This is a genomic window from Pseudomonas sp. GW823-FHT02F05, assembly GCF_058797315.1.
The window spans coordinates 296,719-321,785 of record NZ_JBXAJM010000003.1 but is presented as its reverse complement, the minus strand read 5'-3'; the positions used below and the strand labels follow the sequence as shown (position 1 = coordinate 321,785).

30 protein-coding genes, 1 tRNA gene and 1 pseudogene are annotated in these 25,067 nt (G+C 60.8%); 13 read left to right on the top strand and 19 right to left on the bottom strand.

Features of this window, described 5'->3' with window-relative positions; genetic code table 11:
- Positions 1 to 70: 70 nt before the first annotated feature.
- Positions 71 to 1,087, bottom strand: coding sequence for a DUF4917 family protein (locus AC1RAC_RS06705; protein ID WP_492616447.1), 1,017 nt, complete (start codon positions 1,085 to 1,087; stop codon positions 71 to 73).
- Between the two features lie 123 nt (positions 1,088 to 1,210).
- Between AC1RAC_RS06705 and yiaY the strand changes: the two genes are divergently transcribed.
- Together yiaY and AC1RAC_RS06695 are read left to right on the top strand one after the other, a co-directional pair.
- Positions 1,211 to 2,359: an L-threonine dehydrogenase gene (gene yiaY / locus AC1RAC_RS06700; protein ID WP_054917605.1), complete on the top strand. Its 1,149-nt coding sequence runs from the start codon at positions 1,211 to 1,213 to the stop codon at positions 2,357 to 2,359.
- Positions 2,360 to 2,445: 86 nt separating this feature from the next.
- The gene (locus AC1RAC_RS06695) at positions 2,446 to 3,120 is read left to right on the top strand and encodes a Rossmann-fold NAD(P)-binding domain-containing protein (protein WP_054917606.1); all 675 of its coding nucleotides are present in this window, start codon (positions 2,446 to 2,448) and stop codon (positions 3,118 to 3,120) included.
- Here AC1RAC_RS06695 and AC1RAC_RS06690 read toward each other — a convergent pair.
- Entirely contained in the window at positions 3,092 to 3,568 is a 477-nt protein-coding gene (locus tag AC1RAC_RS06690) for a DMT family transporter (protein WP_054917607.1), read from the bottom strand. The genes AC1RAC_RS06695 and AC1RAC_RS06690 overlap by 29 nt on opposite strands.
- 77 nt (positions 3,569 to 3,645) lie before the next feature.
- Between AC1RAC_RS06690 and AC1RAC_RS06685 the strand changes: the two genes are divergently transcribed.
- From AC1RAC_RS06685 to AC1RAC_RS06670, 4 genes are all read left to right on the top strand, one after another.
- On the top strand, positions 3,646 to 4,563 hold the full coding sequence (locus AC1RAC_RS06685; protein ID WP_492616446.1) for a LysR family transcriptional regulator: 918 nt from the start codon (positions 3,646 to 3,648) through the stop codon (positions 4,561 to 4,563).
- A 15-nt stretch (positions 4,564 to 4,578) separates the two neighbouring features.
- Positions 4,579 to 4,995: a fosfomycin resistance glutathione transferase gene (fos, locus tag AC1RAC_RS06680; RefSeq protein WP_054917612.1), complete on the top strand. Its 417-nt coding sequence runs from the start codon at positions 4,579 to 4,581 to the stop codon at positions 4,993 to 4,995.
- A gap of 46 nt (positions 4,996 to 5,041) precedes the next feature.
- Entirely contained in the window at positions 5,042 to 5,683 is a 642-nt protein-coding gene (locus tag AC1RAC_RS06675; RefSeq protein WP_034126551.1) for a LysE family translocator, read from the top strand.
- Between the two features lie 119 nt (positions 5,684 to 5,802).
- The gene (locus AC1RAC_RS06670; RefSeq protein ID WP_003189402.1) at positions 5,803 to 6,330 is read left to right on the top strand and encodes a DUF4142 domain-containing protein; all 528 of its coding nucleotides are present in this window, start codon (positions 5,803 to 5,805) and stop codon (positions 6,328 to 6,330) included.
- Positions 6,331 to 6,421: 91 nt separating this feature from the next.
- Here the strand turns inward: AC1RAC_RS06670 and AC1RAC_RS06665 are convergent, their stop codons facing one another.
- From AC1RAC_RS06665 to AC1RAC_RS06630, 8 genes and pseudogenes are all read right to left on the bottom strand, one after another.
- On the bottom strand, positions 6,422 to 6,922 hold the full coding sequence (locus AC1RAC_RS06665; RefSeq protein ID WP_054917615.1) for a methylated-DNA--[protein]-cysteine S-methyltransferase: 501 nt from the start codon (positions 6,920 to 6,922) through the stop codon (positions 6,422 to 6,424).
- Between the two features lie 97 nt (positions 6,923 to 7,019).
- Positions 7,020 to 7,352 (bottom strand): hypothetical protein, encoded by a 333-nt coding sequence (locus AC1RAC_RS06660; RefSeq protein WP_054917621.1) that lies wholly within the window; start codon positions 7,350 to 7,352, stop codon positions 7,020 to 7,022.
- An 85-nt stretch (positions 7,353 to 7,437) separates the two neighbouring features.
- Positions 7,438 to 7,553, bottom strand: a pseudogene (locus AC1RAC_RS06655) (type II toxin-antitoxin system HicB family antitoxin); the annotation flags it as partial.
- A gap of 107 nt (positions 7,554 to 7,660) precedes the next feature.
- Positions 7,661 to 7,734 (bottom strand) — tRNA-Gly (locus AC1RAC_RS06650).
- Between the two features lie 113 nt (positions 7,735 to 7,847).
- Complete coding sequence (locus AC1RAC_RS06645; protein WP_054897622.1) at positions 7,848 to 8,732, bottom strand: alpha/beta fold hydrolase; 885 nt, start codon at positions 8,730 to 8,732, stop codon at positions 7,848 to 7,850.
- Positions 8,733 to 9,035: 303 nt separating this feature from the next.
- The gene (locus tag AC1RAC_RS06640) at positions 9,036 to 9,728 is read right to left on the bottom strand and encodes a pseudouridine synthase (RefSeq protein ID WP_054917624.1); all 693 of its coding nucleotides are present in this window, start codon (positions 9,726 to 9,728) and stop codon (positions 9,036 to 9,038) included.
- Entirely contained in the window at positions 9,718 to 9,930 is a 213-nt protein-coding gene (locus AC1RAC_RS06635; RefSeq protein ID WP_034126556.1) for a cysteine-rich CWC family protein, read from the bottom strand. The genes AC1RAC_RS06640 and AC1RAC_RS06635 overlap by 11 nt, the downstream gene beginning before the upstream one ends.
- 8 nt (positions 9,931 to 9,938) lie before the next feature.
- Entirely contained in the window at positions 9,939 to 10,106 is a 168-nt protein-coding gene (locus tag AC1RAC_RS06630) for a hypothetical protein (protein WP_155290838.1), read from the bottom strand.
- 67 nt (positions 10,107 to 10,173) lie between these two features.
- Here AC1RAC_RS06630 and AC1RAC_RS06625 point away from each other — a divergent pair, with 67 nt between their 5' ends.
- Complete coding sequence (locus AC1RAC_RS06625; protein ID WP_019818497.1) at positions 10,174 to 10,533, top strand: hypothetical protein; 360 nt, start codon at positions 10,174 to 10,176, stop codon at positions 10,531 to 10,533.
- A 157-nt stretch (positions 10,534 to 10,690) separates the two neighbouring features.
- Positions 10,691 to 11,143 (top strand): DUF3757 domain-containing protein, encoded by a 453-nt coding sequence (locus AC1RAC_RS06620; RefSeq protein ID WP_054897618.1) that lies wholly within the window; start codon positions 10,691 to 10,693, stop codon positions 11,141 to 11,143.
- Here AC1RAC_RS06620 and dspII read toward each other — a convergent pair.
- Positions 11,129 to 12,241, bottom strand: a complete 1,113-nt coding sequence (dspII, locus tag AC1RAC_RS06615) for an enoyl-CoA hydratase/isomerase DspII (protein ID WP_054917625.1) — start codon at positions 12,239 to 12,241, stop codon at positions 11,129 to 11,131. The two genes, AC1RAC_RS06620 and dspII, sit on opposite strands and share 15 nt — an antisense overlap.
- Positions 12,242 to 12,377: 136 nt before the next feature.
- Between dspII and ung the strand changes: the two genes are divergently transcribed.
- Positions 12,378 to 13,070, top strand: coding sequence for a uracil-DNA glycosylase (ung, locus tag AC1RAC_RS06610; RefSeq protein WP_020301023.1), 693 nt, complete (start codon positions 12,378 to 12,380; stop codon positions 13,068 to 13,070).
- 29 nt (positions 13,071 to 13,099) lie between these two features.
- On the opposite strand, the gene AC1RAC_RS06605 is transcribed toward ung, so the two are convergent.
- From AC1RAC_RS06605 to AC1RAC_RS06585, 5 genes are all read right to left on the bottom strand, one after another.
- Positions 13,100 to 14,137: an AbrB family transcriptional regulator gene (locus tag AC1RAC_RS06605; RefSeq protein ID WP_492616445.1), complete on the bottom strand. Its 1,038-nt coding sequence runs from the start codon at positions 14,135 to 14,137 to the stop codon at positions 13,100 to 13,102.
- Positions 14,130 to 15,644, bottom strand: coding sequence for a tripartite tricarboxylate transporter permease (locus AC1RAC_RS06600; RefSeq protein WP_003189428.1), 1,515 nt, complete (start codon positions 15,642 to 15,644; stop codon positions 14,130 to 14,132). Before AC1RAC_RS06600 ends, AC1RAC_RS06605 begins: the two co-directional genes overlap by 8 nt.
- A 1-nt stretch (position 15,645) precedes the next feature.
- Positions 15,646 to 16,104: a tripartite tricarboxylate transporter TctB family protein gene (locus AC1RAC_RS06595; protein WP_003189430.1), complete on the bottom strand. Its 459-nt coding sequence runs from the start codon at positions 16,102 to 16,104 to the stop codon at positions 15,646 to 15,648.
- A 147-nt stretch (positions 16,105 to 16,251) separates the two neighbouring features.
- Positions 16,252 to 17,241, bottom strand: coding sequence for a Bug family tripartite tricarboxylate transporter substrate binding protein (locus tag AC1RAC_RS06590; protein ID WP_161793218.1), 990 nt, complete (start codon positions 17,239 to 17,241; stop codon positions 16,252 to 16,254).
- Between the two features lie 28 nt (positions 17,242 to 17,269).
- On the bottom strand, positions 17,270 to 18,562 hold the full coding sequence (locus AC1RAC_RS06585) for an OprD family porin (protein WP_054897614.1): 1,293 nt from the start codon (positions 18,560 to 18,562) through the stop codon (positions 17,270 to 17,272).
- Positions 18,563 to 18,797: 235 nt separating this feature from the next.
- Here AC1RAC_RS06585 and AC1RAC_RS06580 point away from each other — a divergent pair, with 235 nt between their 5' ends.
- Both AC1RAC_RS06580 and AC1RAC_RS06575 read left to right on the top strand, forming a co-directional pair.
- On the top strand, positions 18,798 to 19,469 hold the full coding sequence (locus tag AC1RAC_RS06580) for a response regulator (RefSeq protein WP_014717358.1): 672 nt from the start codon (positions 18,798 to 18,800) through the stop codon (positions 19,467 to 19,469).
- Entirely contained in the window at positions 19,462 to 20,847 is a 1,386-nt protein-coding gene (locus AC1RAC_RS06575) for a sensor histidine kinase (RefSeq protein WP_054917630.1), read from the top strand. The genes AC1RAC_RS06580 and AC1RAC_RS06575 overlap by 8 nt, the downstream gene beginning before the upstream one ends.
- Here AC1RAC_RS06575 and AC1RAC_RS06570 read toward each other — a convergent pair whose 3' ends face one another.
- Positions 20,848 to 21,669 (bottom strand): HDOD domain-containing protein, encoded by an 822-nt coding sequence (locus AC1RAC_RS06570; RefSeq protein WP_034126564.1) that lies wholly within the window; start codon positions 21,667 to 21,669, stop codon positions 20,848 to 20,850.
- 35 nt (positions 21,670 to 21,704) lie between these two features.
- Positions 21,705 to 22,646, bottom strand: coding sequence for a CAF17-like 4Fe-4S cluster assembly/insertion protein YgfZ (gene ygfZ, locus AC1RAC_RS06565; RefSeq protein ID WP_054917633.1), 942 nt, complete (start codon positions 22,644 to 22,646; stop codon positions 21,705 to 21,707).
- A gap of 140 nt (positions 22,647 to 22,786) precedes the next feature.
- Here ygfZ and AC1RAC_RS06560 point away from each other — a divergent pair, with 140 nt between their 5' ends.
- Positions 22,787 to 23,041 carry an FAD assembly factor SdhE gene (locus AC1RAC_RS06560; protein WP_003189444.1) on the top strand — a complete coding sequence of 85 codons (255 nt, stop codon included), beginning with the start codon at positions 22,787 to 22,789 and terminating at the stop codon, positions 23,039 to 23,041.
- Positions 23,025 to 23,471, top strand: coding sequence for a protein YgfX (locus tag AC1RAC_RS06555; RefSeq protein ID WP_492616444.1), 447 nt, complete (start codon positions 23,025 to 23,027; stop codon positions 23,469 to 23,471). Before AC1RAC_RS06560 ends, AC1RAC_RS06555 begins: the two co-directional genes overlap by 17 nt.
- Here AC1RAC_RS06555 and nadB read toward each other — a convergent pair.
- A complete protein-coding gene (gene nadB, locus AC1RAC_RS06550; protein ID WP_054897610.1) occupies positions 23,440 to 25,056 on the bottom strand; it encodes an L-aspartate oxidase in 1,617 nt (538 codons plus the stop codon). The two genes, AC1RAC_RS06555 and nadB, sit on opposite strands and share 32 nt — an antisense overlap.
- Positions 25,057 to 25,067 lie beyond the last annotated feature (11 nt).

Sequence of the window (25,067 nt, the reverse complement as noted above, 5' to 3'; positions counted from 1 at the left end):
CCCCCCCCCCCCCCCCCCCCCCTCCCCCCCCCCCCCCCCCCCCCCCCCCCCCCCCGCTCCCACATTTTGCTCAGCGTTCTACAGGGACGGACAATGCCGGATTGCCCAGTGGGTGCGTACGCGCGGTAAAGAACCTCAGTTCCACATTAGAGCCCTCGAACAACTCCAGATACCGCCGCTTCTGCTGACGAATAAACCCATCACTGCGCCCCGACACCGAGATCGCCAGGGTGCTGATGCGGGCCTGGCCGATAGCATCCACCAAGTGTTTATCCTGCGGCCCCAAGTCATGCCCGAAGATGCACAGCGCGCCTTCATGGCTCAACAGCTGTTCATAACAGAACGACAGATAATCCGAACTGCGGATACTTTTGAGTTTCTCCTCCACCTTGCCTTCACTGACAAACAGCGGCACATCGTCGAGGGTCTTGATCGTGTTGTTGATGGCAAAACTGCTGAGCAGGGTGCTGTCGGTGGACGGCAATTTGCGCGCCGTGCCGTCGAGGTTGCGCACCAGGTGCAGGCCTCCGTGCAGGTACAGGATGCGGGTGATGTCGGTGCGCGTATTGCGCAGGTCGAAGCTTGAGTCGGCGCTGCGAAACAGGTCGTCAATACCCGGTGCGTGCAGGGTCGCCCAGTAGTTGAGCAAATCGTAGTTACTGGTGAAGACGGTGGCGTAGGTGGCCAGCTCCTCGTTGATCGTCGCCAGCGTCGACGGTTGCACCAGGCGCCAGGGAATGTGCACGGCATGGATGGTGTTGATCAGTGCTTCCTTGATCGCGTAGTAACGGTTACGCGGCGCCGCCGAGCTGACCGCCAGGGCCTTGTTGACCCGGCTGGTGGTTTTCAAGGCGCCCAGGGCTTGCTCGAAACTGCGGGTTTGCAAGGCGTCGAACACGCTGAGTTCGGAGGCGCTCAGGGGTTTTTCTTCGACGGTACGGGCGTTTTCGAACAGCGAGTCGTAGGCAAAGTCTTCCCAGATCGTGCGGCTGGCGCCGTTGCCGATCAGAATCCCGCTGAAGTCGACGGCAGCGCGCAGGGCACTCCAGTCTTCAAGGTGGGCGTCAATATCCTGGAAATCCTTCATTGCGGCGGGTCTACTCGAAATCGGCTGGGGGGTGACTTTATCACGAGCCGGCATTGATCCTGATCAAGATGCGCCACGCGGTACAGGTTGATTCTGTCGGCATAAAGCCTTTGAGGATTGATCATGAGCAGCACGTTCTTTATCCCCGCCGTCAACATCATGGGTATCGATTGCCTTGACGAAGCGATGACCGCCATCCGCAACTACGGCTTTGACAAGGCGTTGATCGTCACCGACGTCGGCCTGGCCAAAGCCGGTGTGGCCGGCATGATCGCCGAGAAGCTGGCGATGCAGGATATCGACTCAGTGATCTACGACGGCGCCAAGCCCAACCCCAGCGTGGAAAACGTCGAAAAAGGCCTGGCGTTACTGCAACAGAGCGCCTGCGATTTCGTCGTGTCCCTGGGCGGCGGTTCGCCCCATGACTGCGCCAAGGGCATTGCCCTGTGCGCCACCAACGGTGGGCGTATCGGCGACTATGAAGGCGTGGACCGATCGAGCAAGCCGCAACTGCCGCTGGTAGCCATCAATACTACCGCTGGCACGGCCAGCGAGATGACGCGTTTTTGTATCATCACCGACGAAAGCCGCCACGTAAAAATGGCCATCGTCGACCGCAATGTCACGCCGTTGCTGTCGGTCAACGACCCGGCCCTGATGGTCGGCATGCCCCAGGGCCTCACCGCCGCCACGGGCATGGATGCGCTGACCCACGCCATCGAAGCCTACGTGTCCACCGCTGCGACACCGATCACCGACGCCTGCGCGATCAAGGCCATCGAATTGATCAGCGCCAACCTGCGCCTGGCGGTGCGCGACGGCACTGACAAGGCCGCACGGGAAAACATGGCCTACGCGCAATTCCTCGCTGGCATGGCCTTCAACAATGCATCCCTGGGTTTCGTGCATGCCATGGCCCACCAATTGGGCGGCTTGTACGACCTGCCCCATGGCGTGTGCAACGCGGTGCTATTGCCCCATGTACAAAGCTTCAATGCCAGTGTCTGCGCCAAACGCCTGAGCGACGTGGGCCGGGCCCTTGGTGCAGATATCAAGGGCATCACCGCCGAGGAGGGCGCCCAGGCTGCCATCGCGGCGATTCGTCGGTTGTCCCAGGACGTGGAAATCCCTGCGGGCTTGCGTGAGCTTGGCGCTAAGTTGCAGGACATTCCGTTGCTGGCCAGCAATGCGTTGAAAGATGCCTGCGGGCTGACCAACCCACGGCGGGCGGACCAGCGTCAGATTGAGGAGATCTTTCGTAGCGCTTTTTGATAGGGGCAGCCTTTGGCAGCACGCGGTAAGCTACACGCTCAATGCATTCAAGCATCAAGCGTGCGGCGTGCCGCTGAGGTCACTTCATGAGAGTTCTGTTATTCGGCGCCACCGGCATGGTGGGCCAGGGTGTGCTGCGCGAGTGCCTGCTGGCGGCCGATGTGCAGGAAGTGGTGTCCGTTGGCCGCACGCCCTTGACCCAGGAGCACGACAAGCTGCATCAGGTATTGCACAACGACATGCTGGATTTCCACCCCCTGGAAAACCTGCTGCAGGGTTTTGATGCATGTTTCTTCTGCCTGGGTGTTTCGTCGGCGGGCATGAAGGAGGCGCGCTATACCCACCTCACCTATGACCTGACCCTCGTGGCGGCCAGCACCCTGGCGCGGCTCAATCCGCAGATGACCTTTATCTATGTGTCCGGCGCCGGCACGGACAGTTCCGAAGCCGGCAAGTCGATGTGGGCGCGGGTCAAGGGCAAGACCGAAAATGCCTTGCTGCGCTTGCCGTTCAAGGCGGTGTATCTGTTCCGCCCCGGGATCATCCAGCCGTTGCACGGTGTGCGTTCGAAGACGCCGTTGTACCAATCCTTCTACAGCGTGCTTGGGCCGGTGCTTTCGTTTGTGCGGCGACTGAAACCGGATTGGGTGGTGAGCACCGAGACCGTCGGCCGTGCGATGTTGCAGGCGGCCAGCCAAGGCGCGCCGCAGCCCGTGGTGGAGCAGGCCCAGATCAATCGCCTGGCGGCTGAGCGCCGCTGAGCTGAATCAGCGCAACGCCGCTGATCAGCAGTAACGCGCCCAACGCCCGGGAGGTTGTCAATTGACGTTCCACCAGGCCGAACAGGCCGAAATGGTCCAGCAGCAACGACGCGAGAATCTGCCCGGCCATGGCCAGCGCAATGAAGCCCGATGCGCCGAGCTTGGGCAGCAGCATCAACGCCAATGAAATAAAACACACGCCAAAGGCACCACCGGCCCACATCCACAACGGTGCCTTGCTGATAAAGGCCAGGCTCGGCAGGGGTAAACGCATCGCCACAATCACCGGCAGCAGCACGATGATGCTCACCAGTAACGACGCCAGGGTGGCCCACAACGGATGGCCGAGCCCGCGCCCGAGGTTGGCGTTGATCGCACTCTGAAACGGCACTACCGCGCCGGCTAACACCGCCAGCGCTAACAAACCTACCCAATGCAACACAGTCATCTCGACGCTCCCAAAGGTTTTGCTGGACTCTAGGGTATTCGTCGCGCAAATTTAAATTCCAAATTCTTATGCTGGACATGCAGTTGATGAATGATCTGCGCCGCGTCGACCTTAACCTGCTGGTGATCCTCGACGCCTTGCTCAGCGAGCAACACGTCACCCGCGCCGCCGAGCGCCTGCACCTGAGCCAGCCGGCGGTCAGCCATGCGTTGGCACGGCTGCGCGATATGCTGGGCGACCCGCTGCTGATGCGTCAGGGCGGCACACTCGTGCCAACCGCCCGCGCCCTGGAATTGGCGGCGCCATTGACCGAAGCTCTGGCCCAGGTGCAGGCATTACTGGCGCCGAATCGTTTTGATCCCGCCTCGGCCAAGCGCCGCTTTCGCGTGGCGATGTCGGACTACAGCGCGGCGATACTCCTGCCCGGCCTGGTTCGCGTCCTACGCCACGAAGCGCCCGGTATCGACTTGCAGATCATCCAGGCCAGCCGCGAAGGCATGGTTGAGGGTGTGCTCAATGGCGATCTCGACCTGGCTGCGGGTGTATTCCCCGACATGCCCGCCGAACTGCGGACTACGCCGCTGTTCGAAGAGCATTACACCTGCCTGGTCGACCCCACCAGCCTTACGCCCAACGGAGTGCTGGACCTGCCAACATATCTGTCACGCCCCCATGTGCTGCTGGAGATGCGCGGCAGCGGCACGCCAGAAATCGAACGGGCGCTGACGGCCATTCGTGAACGCCGCCACGTGGCGATCAGCCTGCCGCACTGGAGCGTGGCGCCGCAGTTGATCCAGGGCACGGACCTGATTTTGACGGTCTCGTCCCGTGGTTTAATGAATATCGACGCTCGGCAATTGCTGGCCGTGCCACCGCCGTTTCATATTCCGTCGTTTGCCTTTGAGCTGGCCTGGCATACGCGGCGGGGTGGGGATGTGGGTTTGCAGTGGTTGATTGGCAGGGTGGTGGGTGTATTGTCCGCAGACCCACGATAACGCGAGAACACCTAGATGCTCAGCGGTTTCAACCACCTGACCCTGGCCGTCGCCGATGTGCCGCGCAGCGTCAGTTTCTATCACGACCTGCTGCGCCTGCAGCTCGACGCAACCTGGGATAACGGTGCCTACCTCTCACTGCCTGGGCTTTGGCTGTGCCTGTCGCTGGACCCGTTGCGCTCGGCTGCTCCGGCGATGGATTACACCCACTATGCGTTCACTGTCGATGCTGCTGATTTCACTGCCTTGGTCGAACGCCTGCGCGCCGCCGGCGTACAGGAGTGGCGAGACAACCGCAGTGAAGGCGCATCGTTTTATTTTCTCGATCCCGACGGCCATAAGCTCGAGGTTCATGTCGGCGATCTGGCCTCGCGGCTGCAAGCCTGTCGCGCCCAGCCCTATGCTGGAATGAAGTTTTACCCACCGCGCTGAAACATGCAGAATCGTTCACCCTCAAGCGTCTGTCGGAGCGTCTACCATGACCCCATCCTTGCTGTTCGCCGTGCTGGCTTCGGGTTTTATCTACGGCATTACCCCTGGCCCCGGTGTCCTGGCCGTATTCGGCATCGGTGCGGCCCGTGGCCGGCGTGCCGGGGCAGGATTCTTGTGCGGTCATTTGCTCGGCGATGTGGTGTGGTGCAGCACGGCGCTGATTGCCATCGTCGGTGCGCGAGAAGTCGGCAGCAGTGCCTTTGATGTGCTCGGCGTACTCAGCGGGGTGTATTTATTCTGGCTCGGCTGGCGTGCGATCCGCACCCAGCGCCGCAATAGCGATGCCCCTCAGGGCGCGGCGCGCCATCCGTTCTGGCACGGTATTCTGTTTGGCTTGACCAACCCCAAGGCCTACCCGGTTGCCGTGGCGACGTTCACCGCGTTGCTCTCCAGCCGAGCCGAGTTGTTGACTTGGTCGATGCTGCCGACCTTGATTCTGTTGAGCTTTATCGGTGGCTTGCTGGCCTACGCGATCCTGATTGGCGTGGTGGGTGCCCAACGGGTGCGCACGCTGTATCAACGCCATGAAATCCTGATCACCAAGCTCTGCGGCGTGATGTTTATCGGCTTCGCCCTCAATGCTTTGGCGCACGCATTGCCGGGCCTGTTCGGCAGCAAAGCGGCCTGATGCGACGACGACCGTTCGTCGCCCAGGTAAGTTTTTTCTAAACCTTTACCGCCCTGAAAATTCGAATTCAGGGCGGGTTGTATGCTCCCGCGCCTATTTTTGCCCTGGAGGAACCCATCATGAGCCGCATGGCTATCCGGTTACGCACCGCCAGTTTCGCGATGCTGCTGGGCCTCGGCGCCAGCAATGCTTTCGCCCAGTCGCCTGCAGAATTCATCGAGCAGGCTTCGGCCAAAGGTATGGCCGATATCGAAACCAGTCGCATGGCCCACGCCAAGACCTCGTCCCAGGAAATCAAGGACTACACCATTGAGGTCATCAACGAGCGCACGCTGGCCAACCAGCACTTGGCGGCGATCGCCAAGAAGCTTGATTTGCCAGTGGCCCCACGGGAGAAGATCGTTGATAAAGCCGAAACCCTGATGCCTGAACTCAAGGACGGCGATTCGTTTGACGCTGCCTATACCGCGCAGCAGGTCAAGGAAAACGAAGACGCCATCGCCCTGTTCCAGAAAGAAGGCGCGGCGTCGGATGTGCCAGAGATAAAGGCACTGGTGGATGAGACGCTACCCAAGCTTGAAGAGCGCTTGCAAAAAGCCCGGGCCCTGGCGTCGACCTACGGTAAGGGCCATCAAGGCGACGGTTGAGGCCGCTGCCCGATCTGAAAAACGGCGGTGGGAGGGGACTCCCACCGCCGTTTTCATGCCGGGTTTTAGACGGGGTATGGGTCAATGCCCCCTATAACGCCAGTTCCGTCTGACCTGTGCCTTCAAGTGCGAGTAAATACTGCTTGGCTGCCAACCCGCCCGCGAACCCGGTCAGTCCGCCCGAGGCGCCGATCACCCGGTGACATGGCGCAATGATTGAAATGGGGTTGCGCCCATTCGCGGCGCCGACGGCGCGCACGGCTTTGGGGTTGCCGATCTGCTGTGCGATCTGGCTATAGCTGCGGGTTTCGCCGAAGGGAATGGTCAGCAGTGCTTGCCAGACTTGCTTCTGGAAGTCAGTGCCGGTGAAGTCCAGTTCCAGTTCAAACTGGTTACGCTTCCCGGCGAAGTATTCCTGCAGTTGGCGCTCGGTTTCCAAGAGCACTGGGCTGTCGTCGGCTTCGATCAATTCACCCAGGCGCACACGATTGGCACGTTCCACTTCCCAGAGGATGGCGTTGAGTTTGCCATCCCGCGCCACCAGGGTGAGTTCACCGACAGGGGAAGGCATGAGCTTGTACTGGTAGGCCATGAGCAGTTTCCTTGAAGGGCGTTGATGGGGACGACGCCACTGTAGTTCCACCAAGGGGGTTGGGAACTACGTTTCTTGCGGTCAAATTCTTGTCCAACTAGACATTCCAGTAAACCCAGCTGGAATAATGGGGGGACCAGTAGAGCCAGGCGATAATGTAAAGGGCCTTGAGTACTGACGCTGTACCTAACATGACCATAGAAATGACGTTGAGCAGGGTGACAAACAAAGCGAACACAGCCACGCGTGGGGTTGCGTGACGCCAGGCAAACCTCACGCCATACGCTGAGGCGGCAATCACTCCTGACTCCAGCAATAATCCGAGGGGGAAGGGCAGCCGTACAAACGAGACCAGCAGCGGCAAAACCAACACCCAGCCGGCTACTTGGCACAGGATGATTTTGGGTGTGGCTTTTTTGGTGTCCAGCATTGCCATGTTTCCAAGCTCTGGGCCGATGAGCCTACATTATCGTGAGGTGTTGCCGGTCTTCCTGTAAGACTTTGTTTAGGCGTACCTATCGCTCCTGCTGTAATGCCTTTCGCGCTGCGAATGCCAGAAACCCCGAGCAGCTTTTTCCTGTGGATGATTCAACACGTATTCAACGATGCGATTCAACAGATAGCCGAGCAGCAGATGAGTGCTGGAGACTAAATTTTAGGCATAAAAAAACCGGTCACCAAGGACCGGTTTTTTGTGCAGCCTCCGCCAGAAACCCCTGACGCAAGTGCAAATCTGAGTGGAGCGGGTAGAGGGAATCGAACCCTCAACTAAAGCTTGGGAAGCTTTCGTTTTGCCACTAAACTATACCCGCTCAGAGCGGCTGACTTTGTACCAGATGTTCAGCTGGATTTGAAGTTTTTCTTTGAAAAATGTGAGAGTTGCGTGTGGCGACAGAGCTTGCTCGCCACAGTGTCAGGCCTGATTTCAAAGCGCCCATGCATGCTGCGCCTGGCCCTGGCTATACCGTAACGGGCTTGCGGGCCGCTGCCCTTTCAAGAAGCCCACCACGGCCTCACGGCTGTCGCGGCACGCGGCTTTATGTTCCATGTCCAAGAAGTGTCCCGTTGCCTGAATGGTGCTGAAGCTGCTCTTGGCCACATGCTGGCCAAACAGTTTGGCGTCGTCTGCACTGGTGTATTCGTCCCACTCGCCGTTCAAGAACAACACTGGAATATCGATCTGCCTGGCTGCCTTGAGGTAGCACTGCCGGTCGCTGTTGAGCACGTGGCTGATGTGAAAGTGCATCTGCCCGTATTCGTGTGCGGCCAGGTTGCTGACATGGCGGTAGTTGAAGCGTTTGAACAGCGAAGGCAGGTGCTTGCCGATGGTGCTGTTGACCAGATGGCCGACGCGGTCGCGGTCGAGGTTGCCCAGGTAGTCGACGCCACGTTCGAGGTAGTCACGCATGGGCGCATTGATCACCGGCGAGAATGAGCTGATTACGGCTTTTTCTACCCGACGGGGTCGCTGTGCGAGGGCAACCAACGTGGCGGCCCCGCCCCAGGAGAAGGACAATACGTGTTCAGCGGCGAAGTGGTCGAGCAGTTCAAGGAGGATCTGGCCTTCGACTTCCTTGGTAAGCATCTGCTCATGACGGTTATGGATTTTGGAACGGCCAGCGTAGGGCTGGTCGTACAACACCACATTGAATTGCGGGTACAGGCTTTTCACGGTTTGAGCGAAGGACGCTGTGGTCGCCATTGAGCCGTTGACCAGGACGATGGTCTTTGCCGCCGCGTCCGCGCGATAGAACTCCGTGTACACCCGATACTGACCCTGTATATCCAGCACAGCGATTTCTGGCCTCATGTCGTAAGACTCCTGGCAAGCGGGTAGTGCGCGCAGATCACTCTGCACGAGCTTTATGACAGGTAGGCATACGCCTGGAAAATGAGGGCCCATGTCGGTCCGATGACGGCTGGCCGGCGGGTGTTGTTATGGCGGGCGGTTTGCCGGGAAGGCCCAGGATCAAGCGCGGGCGAGGCAAGGTGTTTCTTGGAGGTTATAGGCGACTCATCAGTCATTATCTGGCTGAAGCCCTGATTCAAGCAGTACGGAACGCATGTCGCAAGGCGACGGGCTGGTTTTTTGCCATCATCGGCTGAACGGTCGTCAGACTTTTAGGATCTCTTCGTCAGTCAGTGGCCGATACTGACCCGGCGCAAGCGACGCATCGAGCACTAAGGGCCCCATTCGCTCGCGGTGCAGGCCGATCACCTTGTTATCAAAATGACCGAACATGCGTTTGACCTGGTGATATCGGCCTTCGATGATGCTCAACCGCGCTGTCCTGGGGCCCAGCAGTTCAAGTTCGGCAGGTTGGGTGGTGAGATCTTCGAAAGCGAAATACACGCCCGCCGCGAACGTCACCGCGTACTGCGGGTTGATGTCCTGTTCGGTTTGCACGTGGTACACCTTGGGCAACTTGGTCTGCGGTTGCGTGAGGCGCCGCGACCATTGGCCGTCGTTGGTGATCAAGATAAGGCCGGTGGTGTTGAAATCCAGGCGCCCGGCGATATGCAGTTCGGCTTTGTCCGGTTCGTCCAGCAGGTCAAGGACCGTGGAGTGTTGCGGGTCCGACGTGGCGCTGACGCAACCCCGGGGTTTGTGCAGCATGAAATAGCGCGCCGGCTTGCCCGCTTGCAGGATTTCACCGTCAACGCAGACCTGGCTGAATTCACGTACGTCATGGTGAGGATCGCTGACCGCAACCCCTTCAACGGTCACCCGGCGTTCCACCAGCAACAGGCGCACTTGCTTGCGATTGAACTGTGGCAGGTTGCTGAGGAAACGATCAACGCGCATTGCGGTTACGCAACTGTTCGTCCACCTGGGCGCAGCGTGGGCACAGGCAGGCTTTATCACGCAACTCATCGGGCAGGGCTTCAAGCACCGCCGGGTCGATGATGACGCCGTAGCACCAGCAGGCTTGATCGGCAGTGCGCGGATCGGCCAGGGAGCAGTCGTTGCGGGCACCACAGGCGGGGCAAAGGGTCGGTGTGATCATGGGTCGGTTCAGAAGGGAATCGGGTAGGGCGCGTTAGTTGTTGCACGATACAGCGCGGCTGCGCGGCATTCCATCATCATGGCGTTTTGGCGGGCTTTCACTTCGTCTGAAACAGGTGTTTCCAGTTGTGTCGCGAACGCACCAGATTCGGTTTTTGATGTCAGATGTTTCGTCATTCAGTGAAAGCTGAATGCCGCTCGCCAGCGTCGCTGGAGGAGCTCTTCCGCGGTCCAGGAGGCCGCCATGTATCGACGACTGCTGCTCATCGCTTTGCTCGGCCTGACCCTTTCAGCCTGCGTGCCCTATTACGATGGAGGCGCTACCTACTATCGCTCCGAGGTCTACACCGCGCCGGCGCCAGCCTATTACTACGGCGGCCCGCGTTATTACCCTTCTGGGCGCAGCTATTACGCGCCAGCGCCTCGCTACTATGCGCCACAGCCTCGCTACTATTCGGCGCCGCGCTACTACCAACCGGCCCCGCGCTATTACCCCCGCGCCGGGTACCGGCCCTACCCAAACCAGGGGTGGGGCGACCGCTGGGGCAATGGCGGGCGTGGACGCGGTTCCGACCACGGAGGTGGCCGCGGCGGTCACCGTTAAATATCTTGAAAAACAAGCGGCGCATCATGCGCCGTTTTTTATAGGTACCGTATGTCCGTACTGTCAGATTTAACAGCTATCTTTGAGGCGCTAGCTGTACTTCACTAACGAGGAGCCTTGTGCTTTTGCGTGGTGAGACTGAGCAGATGGAAACCCTATGTTCAAACAATTGATTTGCGTGCTCCTGCTGATGAGCTGCTTCATTGCATCGGCAAGAGCGGAGCAAGGCTGTCCTTATCCGTCGCAGGTCGCGTATGCAGACGGCCATTATCGCGCCCAGGACAATGGCCTGCGCTGGCAAAGCCCGAAGGTAGCGTCGCGTGGTGTTGTCGACGGGTTCATTGGCGCAATCTTCATGCCGGGCGACGGCGAGGAGAGAGGAAACGGCTACATGGACAAGTGCATCTACCGCACCAGTTGGAACGGTGTTGTAGCGTTGAGGCCAAGCAGCGGAAATGAGGTTATCAACATGTCGTTGACCAGCACCTTGTATTGGAGGCTGCAGCCCGATGCGTTCGAGTTGCCGGTGTATACGTGCGAGGACAGCCAGCCGGACAATTGCGCTTTCAAGGTCAACGACAAGCGTACAGACCTGTCAGTAGTCAGATAAATCCGCCAGAGGATTCCTACCTTCCCAGGCCTTGTCAAAGTGCGCCTGCACCACCGTTTCCGGGAGTGTGTTGATATCCGGCCAGTGCCAACGAGGCGCCTGGTCTTTGTCGATCAGGCGCGCCCGAACCCCTTCGGCGAATTCCGGATGACGGCAGCAGTTGAGGCTCAGGGTGTATTCCATCTCGAACACCTGGGCCAATGAGAGGTGACGGGCACGCTGGAGCTGTTCCCACACCAGATGCGCCGTCAGTGGGCAGCCCTCACTGAGGGTTTTGCCGGCCCGGCTCAATAGCGGGTCGCTGTGGTCGCGCAGCAGGCTCAAGGCGCGCCAGGCACACCGCACATCTCCTACATCAAGCCATTCGTCGATCTGTGCGCGGCGCGGTAGCCATTGCGCTTCGGGTTGATCACTGTTTGCCTCCTGCGCCAGGGCCTTGAGCAAGCTGTTGAGTTGCATCGCGCTCTGTTCCTGCCAGTTCAGCTGCAGCAGGCCATCGAGCAGATCGTCTTGCTGGTCATCACGCAGGAAACGGTCGGCCAGGCCCAAGTCCAGCGCGTCGCGACCGTTGATATGGGCGCCGGTGAGGCCCAGGAACAGGCCGAGCTTGCCCGGCAAGCGGGACAAGAACCAACTGGCCCCCACATCCGGGTACAAGCCAATGCTGATTTCGGGCATGGCCAAACGACTGCTTGGCGTAACGATACGCACGGCGGCGCTTTGCAACAGGCCCATGCCGCCGCCCAATACATAACCGTGGCCCCAGCAGATCAACGGCTTCGGGTAGGTGTGCAGGCGGTAGTCAAGACGATATTCGGCGGCAAAAAACTGCGCGGCCAGGGTCGGAACTTCGCCCGGCTGTTCACGGCAAGCCTGAGCCAGGCTGCGCACTTCGCCACCGGCGCAAAAAGCTTTGGGGCCGTTGCCGCGCAGCAGCACGCAGACGATCTGCGGGTCTTTGGCCCAGGCCTCCATGCGCTCATCCAGGGCCAGAATCATCGGCAGGGAGAGGGCGTTAAGGGACTTTGGCGCGTCCAGGCTGGCGATACCGATGCGAGCGCCGCCACTGCCGGTCAGTTCTTCGAAATGCAGGTTCATCGTGGCCTCAATCGAGAAGGTGAAGGATGAGTATGATCCCTTCGTGGGAAAGTGCCGGTGCTGTGTCAGATCAATTGACAAGCGGGGTCGGCTTTCCTAGGGTTCGCCTCATTCTTTTTTACAAGACAATTCAACTATGACCGATGGCGACCGTATCAAACTCGAACCCAGCTGGAAACACGCCCTGCGGGAGGAGTTCGAGAAGCCCTACATGGCGCAATTGCGCGAGTTTCTGCGCCAGGAACATGCCGCTGGCAAAGAGATCTACCCCCCCGGCCCATTGATTTTCAACGCGCTCAACTCAACGCCGCTGGACAAGGTCAAGGTCGTGATTCTCGGACAAGACCCGTACCACGGCCCTGGCCAGGCCCACGGCTTGTGCTTCTCGGTACAACCGGGCGTGCCGGCACCGCCGTCGCTGGTCAATATCTATAAAGAGCTCAAGCGCGACCTGAACATCGACATCCCCAACCACGGCTACCTGCAAAGCTGGGCCGACCAGGGCGTGCTGATGCTCAACACCACCATGACCGTGGAGCGCGCCAACGCCAACGCCCATGCCGGCAAGGGCTGGCAGTTCTTCACCGATCGGATTATCGAGGTAGTCAGCGAGCATCAGCCTCACCTGGTGTTCCTCCTGTGGGGCGCCCATGCTCAGAGCAAGCAGAAGCTCATCGACGCCACCAAGCATCTGGTGCTGACCTCGGTGCATCCGTCGCCGTTGTCGGCGTATCGCGGGTTTCTGGGCTGCGGGCATTTCAGCCGGGCCAACAAGTTTCTCGAGCAGAATGGCGAGGCCCCCATCGAGTGGCGTTTGCCACCGGTGTGAGGCCTGGCACATTCAACATGTGGGAGGTTTTAGCGGGGGGCTGGCTGACGGTTCCAGTGCCGAAACAAAGGCTCGGCCAAAAACAGCACGAACAACAAGCGCATCACCTGCATCGCCGTCACCAAGGGCACCGACAGCTGCAGGGTTTCAGCTGTCAGACTCATTTCAGCGATACCGCCTGGCATCATGCCCAGGGTCAGTGATCGCAGGTCGAGGTGAGTGAGGGCGCTCAAGCCCACCGCCGCTAACGTCGCCAGCAGCATGGTCAATGCCGTGCCAATCAAGGTGCGGCCCATGAACGATGGCGCGCGACGGAAGAACTGCCGATTGAAGTGGCAGCCCAAACCGCTGCCGATCAACCATTGGCCGATCTGGCTGCCGCCGTCTGGCAGGCCGATGTGTAAATCCCAGGTCACACTGGCGATCGCGCTCACCAGCAATGGCCCGAACAGCCAAGGGTTGGGTTGGCGCAAGCGTTGCCAGCCCCAGGCAACCAGCGCACCCACCGGAAACAGCACGGCCAGCCACGCCCAGTCCACGGGCGCCGGATGGAACTGCGGCGCGCCGCCTCCGAGCAAATATTTGAAGATCGCTGGCACGCACAGCACCACCACCAGCACCCGCAGACTTTGCCCGGCCGCAACCCGGCTGAGCACCGCGCCATTGCGGGCGCCGAGGTTGACCATCTCCCCGGAACCGCCCGGCATGCTGGAGAAAAACGCCGTGGCGCGGTCTTCACCGCTGCGGCGCATCAACCACACGCCCACCACGCTCGACAAGCTGGTGACCAGTGCACCGAAGAAAATCAGGCCGAAGTGGCTCATCACCTGCTCGATCACCACCGGGGTGAAGTGCAGGCCGATGCCGATGCCCACCACCCATTGGCCGCATTTGCGCCCGCCGGGAATCTCTGCCAACTGCCAGGGCGTGAGGCAACGCACCAGGATGATCGCCAGCAACGAGCCGACCATGTACGGCAAAGGCCAGCCGACCAGGCTGGCCAGGTAACCGCCGCTCAGGCCGACCAGCGGTGTTCCCCACCAATGTTTAAAGGTGACCTCAGACATCGGCCAGGGCACGACGCTGTTGCACGCGTTTACGCCAGATACGCAGCAGCGGTACAAGCAGCATGATTGCGGTCAGCACCCAGACGCCAAAGGTGATCGGGCTCGACCACAGGATTTCCAGCGCACCGTTGGAGATCGACAGCGCACGGCGCAGGTTCTGCTCCATCAGGCCGCCGAGGATAAAGCCCAGCAGCAGCGGTGACAGCGGGAAGTCCAGCTTGCGCAGGATGTAGCCGAAGATGCCGATGGCGATCATCAGGAACAGATCGAAGGTGGTGGCATGCACGGCGTACACGCCAATCGCGGTAATGATGGCGATCACCGGCACCAGCGCCCAGTTCGGCACGGCGAGGATACGGGTGAAGATGCGGATCATCGGGATGTTGAGCACGACCAGCATGATGTTGGCAATGAACAACGACGCGATCAGGCCCCAGACAATGTCCGGTTGCTGTTGGAACAGCAGTGGGCCGGGGGTGATGTTGTACAGCGACAGGGCGCCGATCATCACCGCCGTGGTGCCCGAGCCAGGAACGCCGAGGGTCAGCATGGGTACCATGGCGCCGCAGACCGATGCGCCGATCGCGGTTTCAGGGGCGGCTAGGCCGCGCATGTCGCCCTGACCGAATTTGCCGCTGGCGCCTGCGATGCGTTTCTCGGTCATGTAGGCAACGGCCGAGGCCATGGTTGCACCAGCGCCCGGCAACACGCCGATGATAAAGCCCGACACGCCGCAACGAAGATTCACAGTGAGCACCGACAAGGCTTCCTTGGCGTTGAACATCATGCGCCCGGTGGCTTTCACTGCTTCCTGGCCACGGTGGGTTTTTTCCAGCAGCAGGAGAATCTCGCTGATGGAGAACAGGCCGAGCACCAGGACCACGAACTGGATACCGTCGGTCAGGTGAATATTATCGCCGGTAAAGCGGTACACACCGCTGTTGGCGTCGATGCCCACGCAAGAGAGGAACAAGCCGATCAGCGCGGCAACAAACGTCTTCAGCGGTTTGTCACCGGCCATGCCGCCCAGGCAGACAATCGCAAACACCATCAGGACGAAATATTCCGCCGGGCCGAACGCAATTGCCCACTTGGCCAGCAGCGGGGCGAACAGCACCATGCCGCAGGTGGCGATAAACGCACCGATGAACGAACTCCAGGCCGACAACGACAGTGCCACGCCGGCCAAGCCTTTGCGGGCCATCGGGTAGCCGTCGAGGGTTGTCATCACGGTGGAGGCTTCGCCCGGGATGTTCAGCAGAATCGAACTGATGCGGCCACCGTATTCGCAGCCCAGGTACACGGCTGCCAGCAGGATCAGCGCCGACTCCGGCGGCAAGCCCAGGGCGAAGGCGATGGGGATCAGCAGTGCCACGCCGTTGATCGGGCCCAGGCCCGGCAACAGGCCGACCACGGTGCCAATCAGGGTGCCGCACAACGCGGTCACCAGGTTATAGGGGCTCAGCGCAACGCCGAAACCCTGGCCCAAATAGCCAAAAGTATCCATATCAGTTCTCCAGAACGTCGAGCAGGCCGAGGGGCAACGGTACGTCCATGGTTTTATCGAACAGCAGATAAAGACCGACGCTCATCAAGGTGATGATCACCACGCTGGGCAACCAGCGGCCGCCGTACAGCCGTGCCATCGGAATACCGATCAGCATGCTGCTGAGAATGAAACCCAAGGATTCGAATGTGCCTGCAAACACCAGCAGCAGGGCCACACAGATGCCGATCTTGATCAACGTGGGTTGATCCAGCGCGGGTTCATCGTCAGTGTGTTTGGTCGCCTGCGGGCGAATCATCATGTAGATGAGCGCCAGGCCCATCAGCCCGAGCAACAGCAGGGGGAAGGCTCTTGGCCCTACGGGTTCGTAGGAAAAAGCCGCCTGATACGGCCAGGCCATCAGCGCCAGGCCGATACAGGCCAGCAATAGCACGGCAGCGAAAATGCGTTGTAAGAGCATAGAAAACTCCAAGGCCCCTCTTGTAGGAGCGAGCTTGCTCGCGAAAAACGTCAACGATAACGCGTGCTCTCTGGACGCACGTGGATGTCCTTGGGTTCTTCGCGAGCACGCTCGCTCCTACAGGGGCATTACACAAAAGAGGGGCGATTACTGGATCAGGCCGAACTCTTTGGCCAGCACTTTGTAGTCAGCCACCTGTTTCTTCACGTAGGTGTCCAGCTCCTGGCCCGTCATGGCGAACGGGAACAGCTCGCGCTGGTCACGCAGCTTGGCGAACTCCTCGGAAGCCAGCAGTTTGTCGAAGGCGTCTTTCCACCAGGCGTAGTCGGCATCGCTGACCTTTGGCCCCAGGTAGAAGCCACGCACCACCGGCCAGACGATGTCGTAGCCTTGCTCTTTGGCGGTCGGGATATCCTTCATTTCCGGCTCATCCAGGCGTTGCTCAGAGAACACCGCCAGCAGGCGCATATCGCCGCTCTGGATATGCGGCATGGAGTCGGAGATGTCGGTACTGCCCACCTGGATATGCCCCCCCAGCAGAGCCGTAGCGATTTCACCGCCACCCTCAAGGGCGACGTAACGCAGTTCGCGCGGGTTGATCCCGGCGGCCTTGGCGATCAGTGCGGTTTGCATCCAGTCCTGGCTGCCGACGGTGCCGCCGGAGCCGATCACCACGCTGCCTGGGTCTTTCTTCAGGGCTTTGACCAGGTCGTCGAGGGTTTTGTAGGGCGAGTCGCTTTTCACCGCGATGGCGCCATAGCTGGTGCCCACTGCCGCCAACCAGCGCACGGCGCTTTCATCAAAACGGCCGAACTTGCCCTGGGCCAGGTTCAGCAGCGAACCGCTCGACCAGGCGACCAACGTGCCCGCATCCGCAGGGCGCTGGGCGACGACCGCGTTGTAGGCTACCGCGCCCACGCCGCCTGGCATGTAGGTCACACGCATCGGCTTGGTCAGCAGCTTTTGGTTCACCAGCGCGCTTTGCGCCAGTTTGCAAGTCAGGTCAAAACCGCCGCCTGGGGAGGCCGGGGCGATGCATTCCGGACGCTTGGGTTCGTCGGCGGCCAGCAGTTGGCCGGCGAACAGCATGCAGCCAGCGGCGAGGGCAAATTTACGCAGTGAAAGGGTCATGGTGATCTCCATCGTTTTTGTTATGAGGGGGTTACTACCAAAGTGCGACGCTGTAGCTGACCAGCAAGCGCATTTCATCTGCGTCACGGGCCGAATAGTTGGAACGATAGGTGGCGTTACGCAGGCGCACGGCCACATCTTTGAACGTGCCGCTTTGCACCACGTATTTGATCTCGCTGTTGCGTTCCCACTCCTTGCCGGTCTCGCCGTTCTTGAGCTTGATGTTGTCACCCGAGAGGTAACGGCTCATGAAACTCAAGCCAGGAATGCCCAGCTTGGCAAAGTCGTAGTCGTAGCGTGCCTGCCAGGAGCGTTCTTCGGCGCCGGCAAAATCGTTGATCTGCACGAAGTTGACCAGGTACGGGTCGCTGCCATCCACATACGGGAAGGCGCTGTCGCCGGACATGTGCTGGTAGCCGGCGCTGAGCTTATGGCCATTGAGGGCATAGCTGAACAGGCCGTTGAGGGACGTGTTGTCGATATTGCCGCCGCGGGCCGAGCCGGTGTCATCGCTGATTGCCAGTCGCAGGTCGGCGGCGAAAGTGCCAGGGCCCATCGGGCGTGAGGCGACCATGCCGAGGAAGTGTTGGCGATACACGTCGTCGAGTTGGGCGAAGTGGTAGCTGCCGGTGATCTTGTCGGCGAACTTGTAGTCGACGCCACCGAAGTTGAAGTGCTTGCCGGTGGCACCGCTGAGGAAGCGGCTGTTCTTGTTATTGAGCGCGATGTCTTCGTAGTTGGTGTCGTCGCGGTCCTTGGCTTTGTCCAGGCGACCACCAGTGAATACCAGGTTCTTGAGTTCCTTGGAGGTGATCAAGCCACCGTTGAAGGTCTGCGGCAGGATGCGCCCGTCGTTGGGCTTGAGGATCGGCAGTTCGGGGATCAGCGAGCCGATCTTCAACTCGGTGGCGGAGATTTTCACTTTGCCGGTCAGGCCCAGCTTGGAGTACTCGTTGGCGGCGCGCCCGTCATCGTGGGTCGGCAGCAGGCCGGTGCCGGTGCGGTCGGGGCTGGAGTCGAGCTTGACGCCGAGCATGCCCAGCGCATCAACGCCAAAGCCGACGGTGCCGTCGGTGTAGCCCGATTGCACGTTGAGCATGAAGCCCTGGGCCCATTCGTCGCGCTTGGATTGCTGGGCACTGGTACCGTCGCGAAAGTCGCGGTTGAAGTACATGTTGCGGGTTTCCAGGGTCGCGCTACTGTCTTCGAAGAAGGCAGCCTGGCTGAGCGGCGAAAAGCCGGCAAGGGCAGCGGCACTGGCGAGGGCGGTGTGGGTCAGGCGGGAAGAACGAACAGGCGGGCAAGCCTGTGGCTGGGTCGACAGCATCGTGGTGTACTCCGTTATTGTTCTTATTCTGGCGAAAACGCTTCGAGGCGTTTTTCGGGCGCTACGGGTCAGGCAACTCGGCGGGCATAGACCACCGTGGTTGGATGCTAAAGGGCGAAGCTTTCACTAACCTTTCAATCGCCTTTCAATGTTTTCGGGCTTCACAGGCCAGGTTGCGGCTGTAAACTGCCGGGCAAAGCGTGGCGTCGACCACCCCTGAACGAGGTAGAAATCCATGCGTGTCCTCCTGGTTGAAGACCATTTGCAGCTCGCCGAAAGCGTGGCCCAAGCGCTCAAGAGCATGGGTTTGACCGTTGATGTGTTGCATGACGGCGTGGCGGCGGACCTGGCCTTGAGCAGCGAGGAATACGCCGCGGTGATCCTGGACGTAGGGTTGCCGCGCCTGGATGGTTTCGAGGTGCTCGCACGTTTGCGGGCACGTGGAAAAAACCTGCCGGTGCTGATGCTGACTGCTCGCAGTGATGTAAAAGACCGCGTGCACGGCCTGAACCTGGGCGCCGATGACTACCTGGCCAAACCGTTTGAACTCACGGAACTCGAAGCACGGGTGAAGGCACTGTTGCGGCGCAGCGTGCTGGGCGGCGAGCGTCAGCAAACCTGCGGTGTGCTGGTGTACGACCTCGACACCCGGCGCTTCACGGTCGCAGGCGAGCTGATGACCTTGACCTCCCGAGAACAAGCGGTGCTCGAAGCGTTGATCGCCCGGCCGGGGCGCGTGATGAGCAAGGAACAATTGGCGTCCCAGGTATTCGGCCTGGACGAGGAGGCCAGCCCCGACGCCATCGAAATCTACGTGCATCGCCTGCGCAAGAAGCTCGATGGCCAACCCATCGCCATCGTCACCTTCCGGGGCCTTGGCTATTTGCTGGAAGCCCGTGATGCATAAGCCCAGCAGCCTGCGCTGGCGCTTGCTGTGCAACCTTGCGTTATTGCTGGTGTTGTTGATGCTCGCCAGCGGCATGAGCGCTTATTGGAACGGTCGCGAAGCCGCCGACACCGCTTATGACCGCACGCTGCTGGCCTCGGCACGCACCATTGCCGCCGGCTTGACCCAGGTGGACGGCACCCTCAGCGCCAATGTGCCCTATGTGGCCTTGGACACTTTTGCCTACGACAGTGCCGGGCGCATTTATTACCAAGTCAATGATATTGATCAGAAACTGATTTCCGGTTACGAAAACCTGCCTGGCCCGCCGCCCGGCACGCCCCGCACCGACGATTATCCAGCCTTGGCGCGGTTCTATAACGCCATGTACCTGGGCCAGCATGTTCGCGTGGTGAGCCTGCTCAAGGCCGTCTCGGAACCGAACATGAACGGCATGGCCGAAATTCGTGTTGCGGAGACCGACGAAGCCCGGGTGGCCATGGCCCGCAGCCTGATGGCCGATACACTGCTGCGTCTGGGCATGCTCGCCATCGGTGCGTTATTGCTGGTGTGGTTCGCGGTGAGCGCCGCACTGCGCCCGCTGGAACGCCTGCGTACGGCGGTGGAAGAGCGCCAGCCTGATGACCTGCGGCCTCTGCCATTAGTGGAGGTTCAGGATGAGTTCGGCCCACTGGTGCGCTCGCTCAACCATTTCACCGAACGTTTGCGCGGGCAGTTCGAGCGCCAGGCGCAGTTTATTGCCGACGCTGCCCACGAGCTGCGCACCCCCCTGGCGGCGCTTAAGGCCAGGCTGGAACTGGGCTTGCGTGCCGAAGAACCCGCCACCTGGCGCAACACCCTGGAAACGGCCGCCCAGGGCACCGACCGGCTGACGCACCTGGCAAATCAATTGTTGTCCCTGGCCCGCATCGAAAACGGTGCCCGCGCCATTGCCGAAGGCGGTGCGCAACTGCTCGATTTGAGCCAATTGGCCCGTGAGCTCGGTATGGCCATGGCGCCGCTGGCCCACGCGCGGGGCGTGGCCCTGGCGCTGGAGGCCGACGAGCCGGTATGGCTGCGCGGCGAACCAACGCTGTTGAATGAGCTGCTCAGCAACCTGGTGGATAACGCCTTGGCCCATACCCCGCCTGGCGGCAATGTGATTTTGCGAGTGACGGCCCCGGCGGTGCTGGAAGTCGAGGATGACGGCCCTGGCATCCCACTGGATGAGCGGGACCGGGTGTTTGAACGCTTTTATCGACGCAGCCAGCAGGGCATGGGGTCGGGCTTGGGGCTGGCGATTGTCGGGGAGATTTGCCGTGCGCACCTGGCGCAGATCAGCCTGCATGATGGCGAGCTGGCGGGGCTTAAGGTGCGCGTGAGTTTTATCGCGGGTTGATCAGTAAAACATCGACCGCGCTTCGTCCAGTTCGCTGCGCAGGGCGTCGCTGTGCAGGTCTATGCGCAACTTCATGAGGGCCGGCAAGGCGGTAATCGGCACGGTCCCCAGGGGGTGGTCGGTGCCGCGGTGGCAGTACAGCGCGGCGACCTGCACCAGGTCGACGTAGTCCAGGCTTGCAGAGTCGCGTGTCAGGTCCAGGTATTGGCCCGGCACGTTCACCAGCATCTCAGGGAAGTCCCAGACCCGCAGCAGCTTGTCCCCCAGCACCGGGTGGATGCTGTCGATGACGTGGTTGAGGCTGACGGGGTCGGCCAGCAGCTCATAGTGATCCTCGGCATACGTGAGGATCGGCAGCACGCCGATCTGATGCACCAGGCCCCCCAGCGCCGCCTGGTCTGGCTTGAGCTGGCTGTGGCGACGGCACAAGGCGTAGCTCACGCCCGCCACCTCCAGGCTGCGGCGCCACACGTCGCGCATTTTCTGTTCGACCACCTCTGAGCGGGCGTGGAAGATCTGCTCCATCACCAGGCCGATAGCCAGGTTGCTGCTGTAGTTGGTACCGAGCCGGGTGATGGCGGTGTGCAGGTCGGTGACTTCCTGGCTGGCCCGTAGCAGCGGGCTGTTGACCACTTTGATCAGGCGCGCCGACAGGGCCGTGTCACGACTGATCACTTTGCTCAGGTGGCTGATGCTGATGTCCGGGTCTTCGGCGGCCTGGCGAATTTTCAGGGCCACCTCCGGCAATGTCGGCAGAACCAGGTCATCGTTGTCGATGGCCGTTACCAACGCTTGTTGGACTTTTTCCGCCAGCTTGTTCATTCATGCTCTCTAGGGTGCTGCAAAAAGTACGGCGATTAACGCTGGATCTCGCGGTCACGGTCCAGTTGGTAGGGTAGGTCAAGCAGATTCAAGCCCGGGCCCTCCAGGGTGCCCAAGCGCACGTCGCCACTGTCGGCAGCTTCGGCTTGCAGCACGGCGAGAAGTTCAATCGACTGGTCAGCTTTTGCTGCGATGACCACTTCGCCGATCGCGCTGTTATGGCTCGGGGAAAATAACGGAGTGCCTGGCTCGGGAAGCTCGTTGGCCTCCAGGCTAAGGCGATACAGGCGCCGCTTGAGTTTGCCCAGGTACTGCATGCGCGCGACGATTTCCTGGCCGGTGTAGCAGCCTTTCTTGAAGCTGACGCCGCCCACAGCCTGCAGGTTGAGCATCTGCGGAATGAACAGCTCGCGCGTCTGGGGCATCACCTGGCCGATACCGGCACGGATCTGGCCAAGCAGCCAGGCATTCAATTCAGCTTGTTGCAACTGCGCGGCCAATTGGCTGCGCACGGCGTCGGCGTGTTCGGCAGATACCCAGAGTTCGGCCCGGCCCGGGGAAACGCGGACGGCAATCGATGCCTCGTTGCGCGCCACGCTATCGGTCTCGACCGGCAGCGCGAGGCCCAGGGCGCTCAGGGCCGCGTCTGCGTTCGCCAGGCCGAAGCGCGCCCAGCCAGCGCTTTCGTCGGTGAGCTTGGATTTGGAGAACACCGCGTACTTTTTCAAATCCGCCAACTGCGGCTCAAGCAACTCGGTGGCCATGGCCAGGAGCACGCCATCACCCTGCAGCAGGATGCGGAAGCTCGACTGCATCCGGCCTTTTTGCGTGCAGCGCGCGCCCAGGCTGGCCTGGGTATCACTCAGGTAATTGAGGTTGCAGGTCAGTTGGCCCTGCAGGAACTTGGCAGCATCAGAGCCGCGGACGGCGAGAACGCCTTCGTGGGACAGGGAGCAGAAAAAAGCGGAGTCAGCCATGGGTCATCGCAGGTCAAAAAGTCATGGGTGCATCATAGAGGGGCGTCCGGCAAATGCATAGTTTCCATATAGGGCGACCAAAGCCGACTGTTCCAGTGTCGTCGGGGCTGTATACTTGCGCTCTATTTTAGGAGGGCTCCATGGTCGAAGATGTAGAAATCAATCGCCTCTACTGGCACAGCCGTCGCGGCATGCTGGAGCTGGATGTGTTGCTGGTGCCTTTCACCAAAGAGGTGTACGCGACGCTCAATCAGGTGGACCGCGACCTCTACGTCAGGTTGCTCGAGTGCGAAGACCAGGACATGTTTGGCTGGTTCATGGAGCGCGCCGAATCCGAAGACCCGGAGCTGCAGCGCATGGTTCGGATGATCCTGGATCGTGTCCAGCCCAAGTAATCGTTTCGAATGCCGCTGGCAGGCCTCGCGGCTGTTGCTGGCGGCCTATGTGCTTGCCCAGATGGTCGCACTGGGCAGCCTGCTGGTTCTAAACCTGCCTTACTCAAGCCTGGGCATCCTGCTATGTCTGGCTCATTGTGCCTGGGTATTGCCGCGGCAAATCCTGCTCACTCACCGTTCGTCGATTCGTGGCCTGCGCCGTGACGACGATGGTTGGCAATTATGGAGCGCCGCACGCGGGTGGCACCCAGTGCAACTGCGGCCCGACAGCCTGGCGTTGCCGCTGATCGTGGTGTTGCGTTACCGAGTGCAGGGTGAACGGCGAGTGCGGTCCATCTGCGTGGCAAAGGATGCGCAGGCCGCCGATGTGCACCGGCGCCTGCGGGTACGCCTGAAGTTCAGCCGCCGTAGGTGGTTGGCACCAGGATAGTGTCCCGGGCTTCGGGCAGCATCTGTGGGTAGTCGAGGGTGTAATGCAGGCCGCGGCTTTCCTTGCGCTCCATGGCCGACCGGATCATCAGCTCGGCCACTTGGGCCAGGTTGCGCAACTCGATCAAGTCGCGGCTGACCTTATAATTGCTGTAGAACTCGTCGATCTCATCCAGCAGCAAGCGCACCCGATGTTGCGCCCGTTGCAGGCGTTTGTTGGTGCGCACGATGCCCACATAGTCCCACATGAAGCGCCGCAGCTCGTCCCAGTTGTGGGCGATGATCACATCCTCGTCCGAATCGGTGACCTGGCTCGCGTCCCAGCGGGGCAGGGCGGCCGGTACCGGGATGCGCGGCAGTTGCTCAAGAATGTCCGCTGCCGCCGAGCGCGCATACACGAAGCATTCAAGCAATGAATTGCTGGCCATGCGGTTGGCGCCGTGCAGGCCAGTGAAGCTGGTTTCGCCGATGGCATACAGGCCCGGCACGTCGGTGCGGCCATGCTGATCGACCATCACGCCACCGCAGGTGTAGTGCGCGGCCGGTACCACGGGGATCGGGCCCTTGGTGATGTCGATATTGAAGGTCAGGCAGCGTTCGTAGACGGTCGGGAAGTGGGTCTTGATGAAGGCTTCGGGCTTGTGGCTGATGTCCAGGTACACGCAGTCGATACCCAGGCGCTTCATTTCGTGGTCGATGGCGCGGGCGACGATATCGCGTGGTGCCAGTTCGGCGCGTGGGTCGAAGCGCTGCATGAAGCGTTCGCCATTGGGCAGCTTCAAATGTGCGCCTTCGCCGCGCAGGGCTTCGGTGATCAGGAAGCTCTTGGCCTGCGGGTGATACAGGCACGTGGGGTGGAATTGGTTGAACTCCAGGTTGGCGACCCGGCAGCCCGAGCGCCAGGCCATCGCAATGCCGTCGCCGCAGGCACCGTCGGGGTTGCTGGTATAGAGGTAGACCTTGGCGGCGCCGCCCGAGGCGAGAATGGTGAAGCGTGCGCCATAGGTATCGACTTCACCGCTGGTGCGGTTGAGTACGTAGGCGCCCAGGCAGCGTTCGCCCGGCAGGCCCAGGCGTTTTTCGGTGATCAGGTCGACGGCGACGCGCTGCTCCAGCAATTGGATATTTGGACGTTGGCGGGCCTGGTCGAGCAGGGTCTTGAAAATCGCGGCCCCGGTGGCATCGGCAGCGTGAATGATTCGGCGATGGCTGTGGCCGCCTTCACGGGTCAGGTGGAACTCAAAGCCACCGTCGTCGCTGCCGGCATGTTCATCGCGGGTGAAAGGCACACCTTGGTCGATCAACCATTGGATGGCTTCCCGGCTGTGCTCGACGGTGAAGCGCACGGCGTCTTCGTTGCACAGGCCACCGCCAGCGTTAAGGGTGTCTTCGACGTGGGATTGCACGGTGTCTGTGTCGTCCAGCACCGCAGCAACGCCGCCCTGGGCCCAGAAGGTCGAGCCGTTGGCCAGGTCGCCTTTGCTCAAAACCGCTATACGCAAATGGCTGGGCAGGGTCAGGGCCAGGCTCAAGCCGGCGGCGCCGCTGCCGATTACGAGGACATCGTGTTGAAACTGTTGGCTCATTTGACGGATTC

Excerpts from the sequence above, each read along its gene's own strand:
- AC1RAC_RS06705 (WP_492616447.1), bottom strand. The coding sequence starts at position 1,087 with ATGAAGGATTTCCAGGATATTGACGCCCACCTTGAAGACTGGAGTGCC.
- yiaY (WP_054917605.1), top strand. The coding sequence starts at position 1,211 with ATGAGCAGCACGTTCTTTATCCCCGCCGTCAACATCATGGGTATCGAT.
- AC1RAC_RS06695 (WP_054917606.1), top strand. The coding sequence starts at position 2,446 with ATGAGAGTTCTGTTATTCGGCGCCACCGGCATGGTGGGCCAGGGTGTG.
- AC1RAC_RS06690 (WP_054917607.1), bottom strand. The coding sequence starts at position 3,568 with ATGACTGTGTTGCATTGGGTAGGTTTGTTAGCGCTGGCGGTGTTAGCC.
- AC1RAC_RS06685 (WP_492616446.1), top strand. The coding sequence starts at position 3,646 with ATGCAGTTGATGAATGATCTGCGCCGCGTCGACCTTAACCTGCTGGTG.
- fos (WP_054917612.1), top strand. The coding sequence starts at position 4,579 with ATGCTCAGCGGTTTCAACCACCTGACCCTGGCCGTCGCCGATGTGCCG.
- AC1RAC_RS06675 (WP_034126551.1), top strand. The coding sequence starts at position 5,042 with ATGACCCCATCCTTGCTGTTCGCCGTGCTGGCTTCGGGTTTTATCTAC.
- AC1RAC_RS06670 (WP_003189402.1), top strand. The coding sequence starts at position 5,803 with ATGAGCCGCATGGCTATCCGGTTACGCACCGCCAGTTTCGCGATGCTG.
- AC1RAC_RS06665 (WP_054917615.1), bottom strand. The coding sequence starts at position 6,922 with ATGGCCTACCAGTACAAGCTCATGCCTTCCCCTGTCGGTGAACTCACC.
- AC1RAC_RS06660 (WP_054917621.1), bottom strand. The coding sequence starts at position 7,352 with ATGCTGGACACCAAAAAAGCCACACCCAAAATCATCCTGTGCCAAGTA.
- AC1RAC_RS06645 (WP_054897622.1), bottom strand. The coding sequence starts at position 8,732 with ATGAGGCCAGAAATCGCTGTGCTGGATATACAGGGTCAGTATCGGGTG.
- AC1RAC_RS06640 (WP_054917624.1), bottom strand. The coding sequence starts at position 9,728 with ATGCGCGTTGATCGTTTCCTCAGCAACCTGCCACAGTTCAATCGCAAG.
- AC1RAC_RS06635 (WP_034126556.1), bottom strand. The coding sequence starts at position 9,930 with ATGATCACACCGACCCTTTGCCCCGCCTGTGGTGCCCGCAACGACTGC.
- AC1RAC_RS06630 (WP_155290838.1), bottom strand. The coding sequence starts at position 10,106 with ATGACGAAACATCTGACATCAAAAACCGAATCTGGTGCGTTCGCGACA.
- AC1RAC_RS06625 (WP_019818497.1), top strand. The coding sequence starts at position 10,174 with ATGTATCGACGACTGCTGCTCATCGCTTTGCTCGGCCTGACCCTTTCA.
- AC1RAC_RS06620 (WP_054897618.1), top strand. The coding sequence starts at position 10,691 with ATGTTCAAACAATTGATTTGCGTGCTCCTGCTGATGAGCTGCTTCATT.
- dspII (WP_054917625.1), bottom strand. The coding sequence starts at position 12,241 with ATGAACCTGCATTTCGAAGAACTGACCGGCAGTGGCGGCGCTCGCATC.
- ung (WP_020301023.1), top strand. The coding sequence starts at position 12,378 with ATGACCGATGGCGACCGTATCAAACTCGAACCCAGCTGGAAACACGCC.
- AC1RAC_RS06605 (WP_492616445.1), bottom strand. The coding sequence starts at position 14,137 with ATGTCTGAGGTCACCTTTAAACATTGGTGGGGAACACCGCTGGTCGGC.
- AC1RAC_RS06600 (WP_003189428.1), bottom strand. The coding sequence starts at position 15,644 with ATGGATACTTTTGGCTATTTGGGCCAGGGTTTCGGCGTTGCGCTGAGC.
- AC1RAC_RS06595 (WP_003189430.1), bottom strand. The coding sequence starts at position 16,104 with ATGCTCTTACAACGCATTTTCGCTGCCGTGCTATTGCTGGCCTGTATC.
- AC1RAC_RS06585 (WP_054897614.1), bottom strand. The coding sequence starts at position 18,562 with ATGCTGTCGACCCAGCCACAGGCTTGCCCGCCTGTTCGTTCTTCCCGC.
- AC1RAC_RS06580 (WP_014717358.1), top strand. The coding sequence starts at position 18,798 with ATGCGTGTCCTCCTGGTTGAAGACCATTTGCAGCTCGCCGAAAGCGTG.
- AC1RAC_RS06575 (WP_054917630.1), top strand. The coding sequence starts at position 19,462 with ATGCATAAGCCCAGCAGCCTGCGCTGGCGCTTGCTGTGCAACCTTGCG.
- AC1RAC_RS06570 (WP_034126564.1), bottom strand. The coding sequence starts at position 21,669 with ATGAACAAGCTGGCGGAAAAAGTCCAACAAGCGTTGGTAACGGCCATC.
- ygfZ (WP_054917633.1), bottom strand. The coding sequence starts at position 22,646 with ATGGCTGACTCCGCTTTTTTCTGCTCCCTGTCCCACGAAGGCGTTCTC.
- AC1RAC_RS06560 (WP_003189444.1), top strand. The coding sequence starts at position 22,787 with ATGGTCGAAGATGTAGAAATCAATCGCCTCTACTGGCACAGCCGTCGC.
- nadB (WP_054897610.1), bottom strand. The coding sequence starts at position 25,056 with ATGAGCCAACAGTTTCAACACGATGTCCTCGTAATCGGCAGCGGCGCC.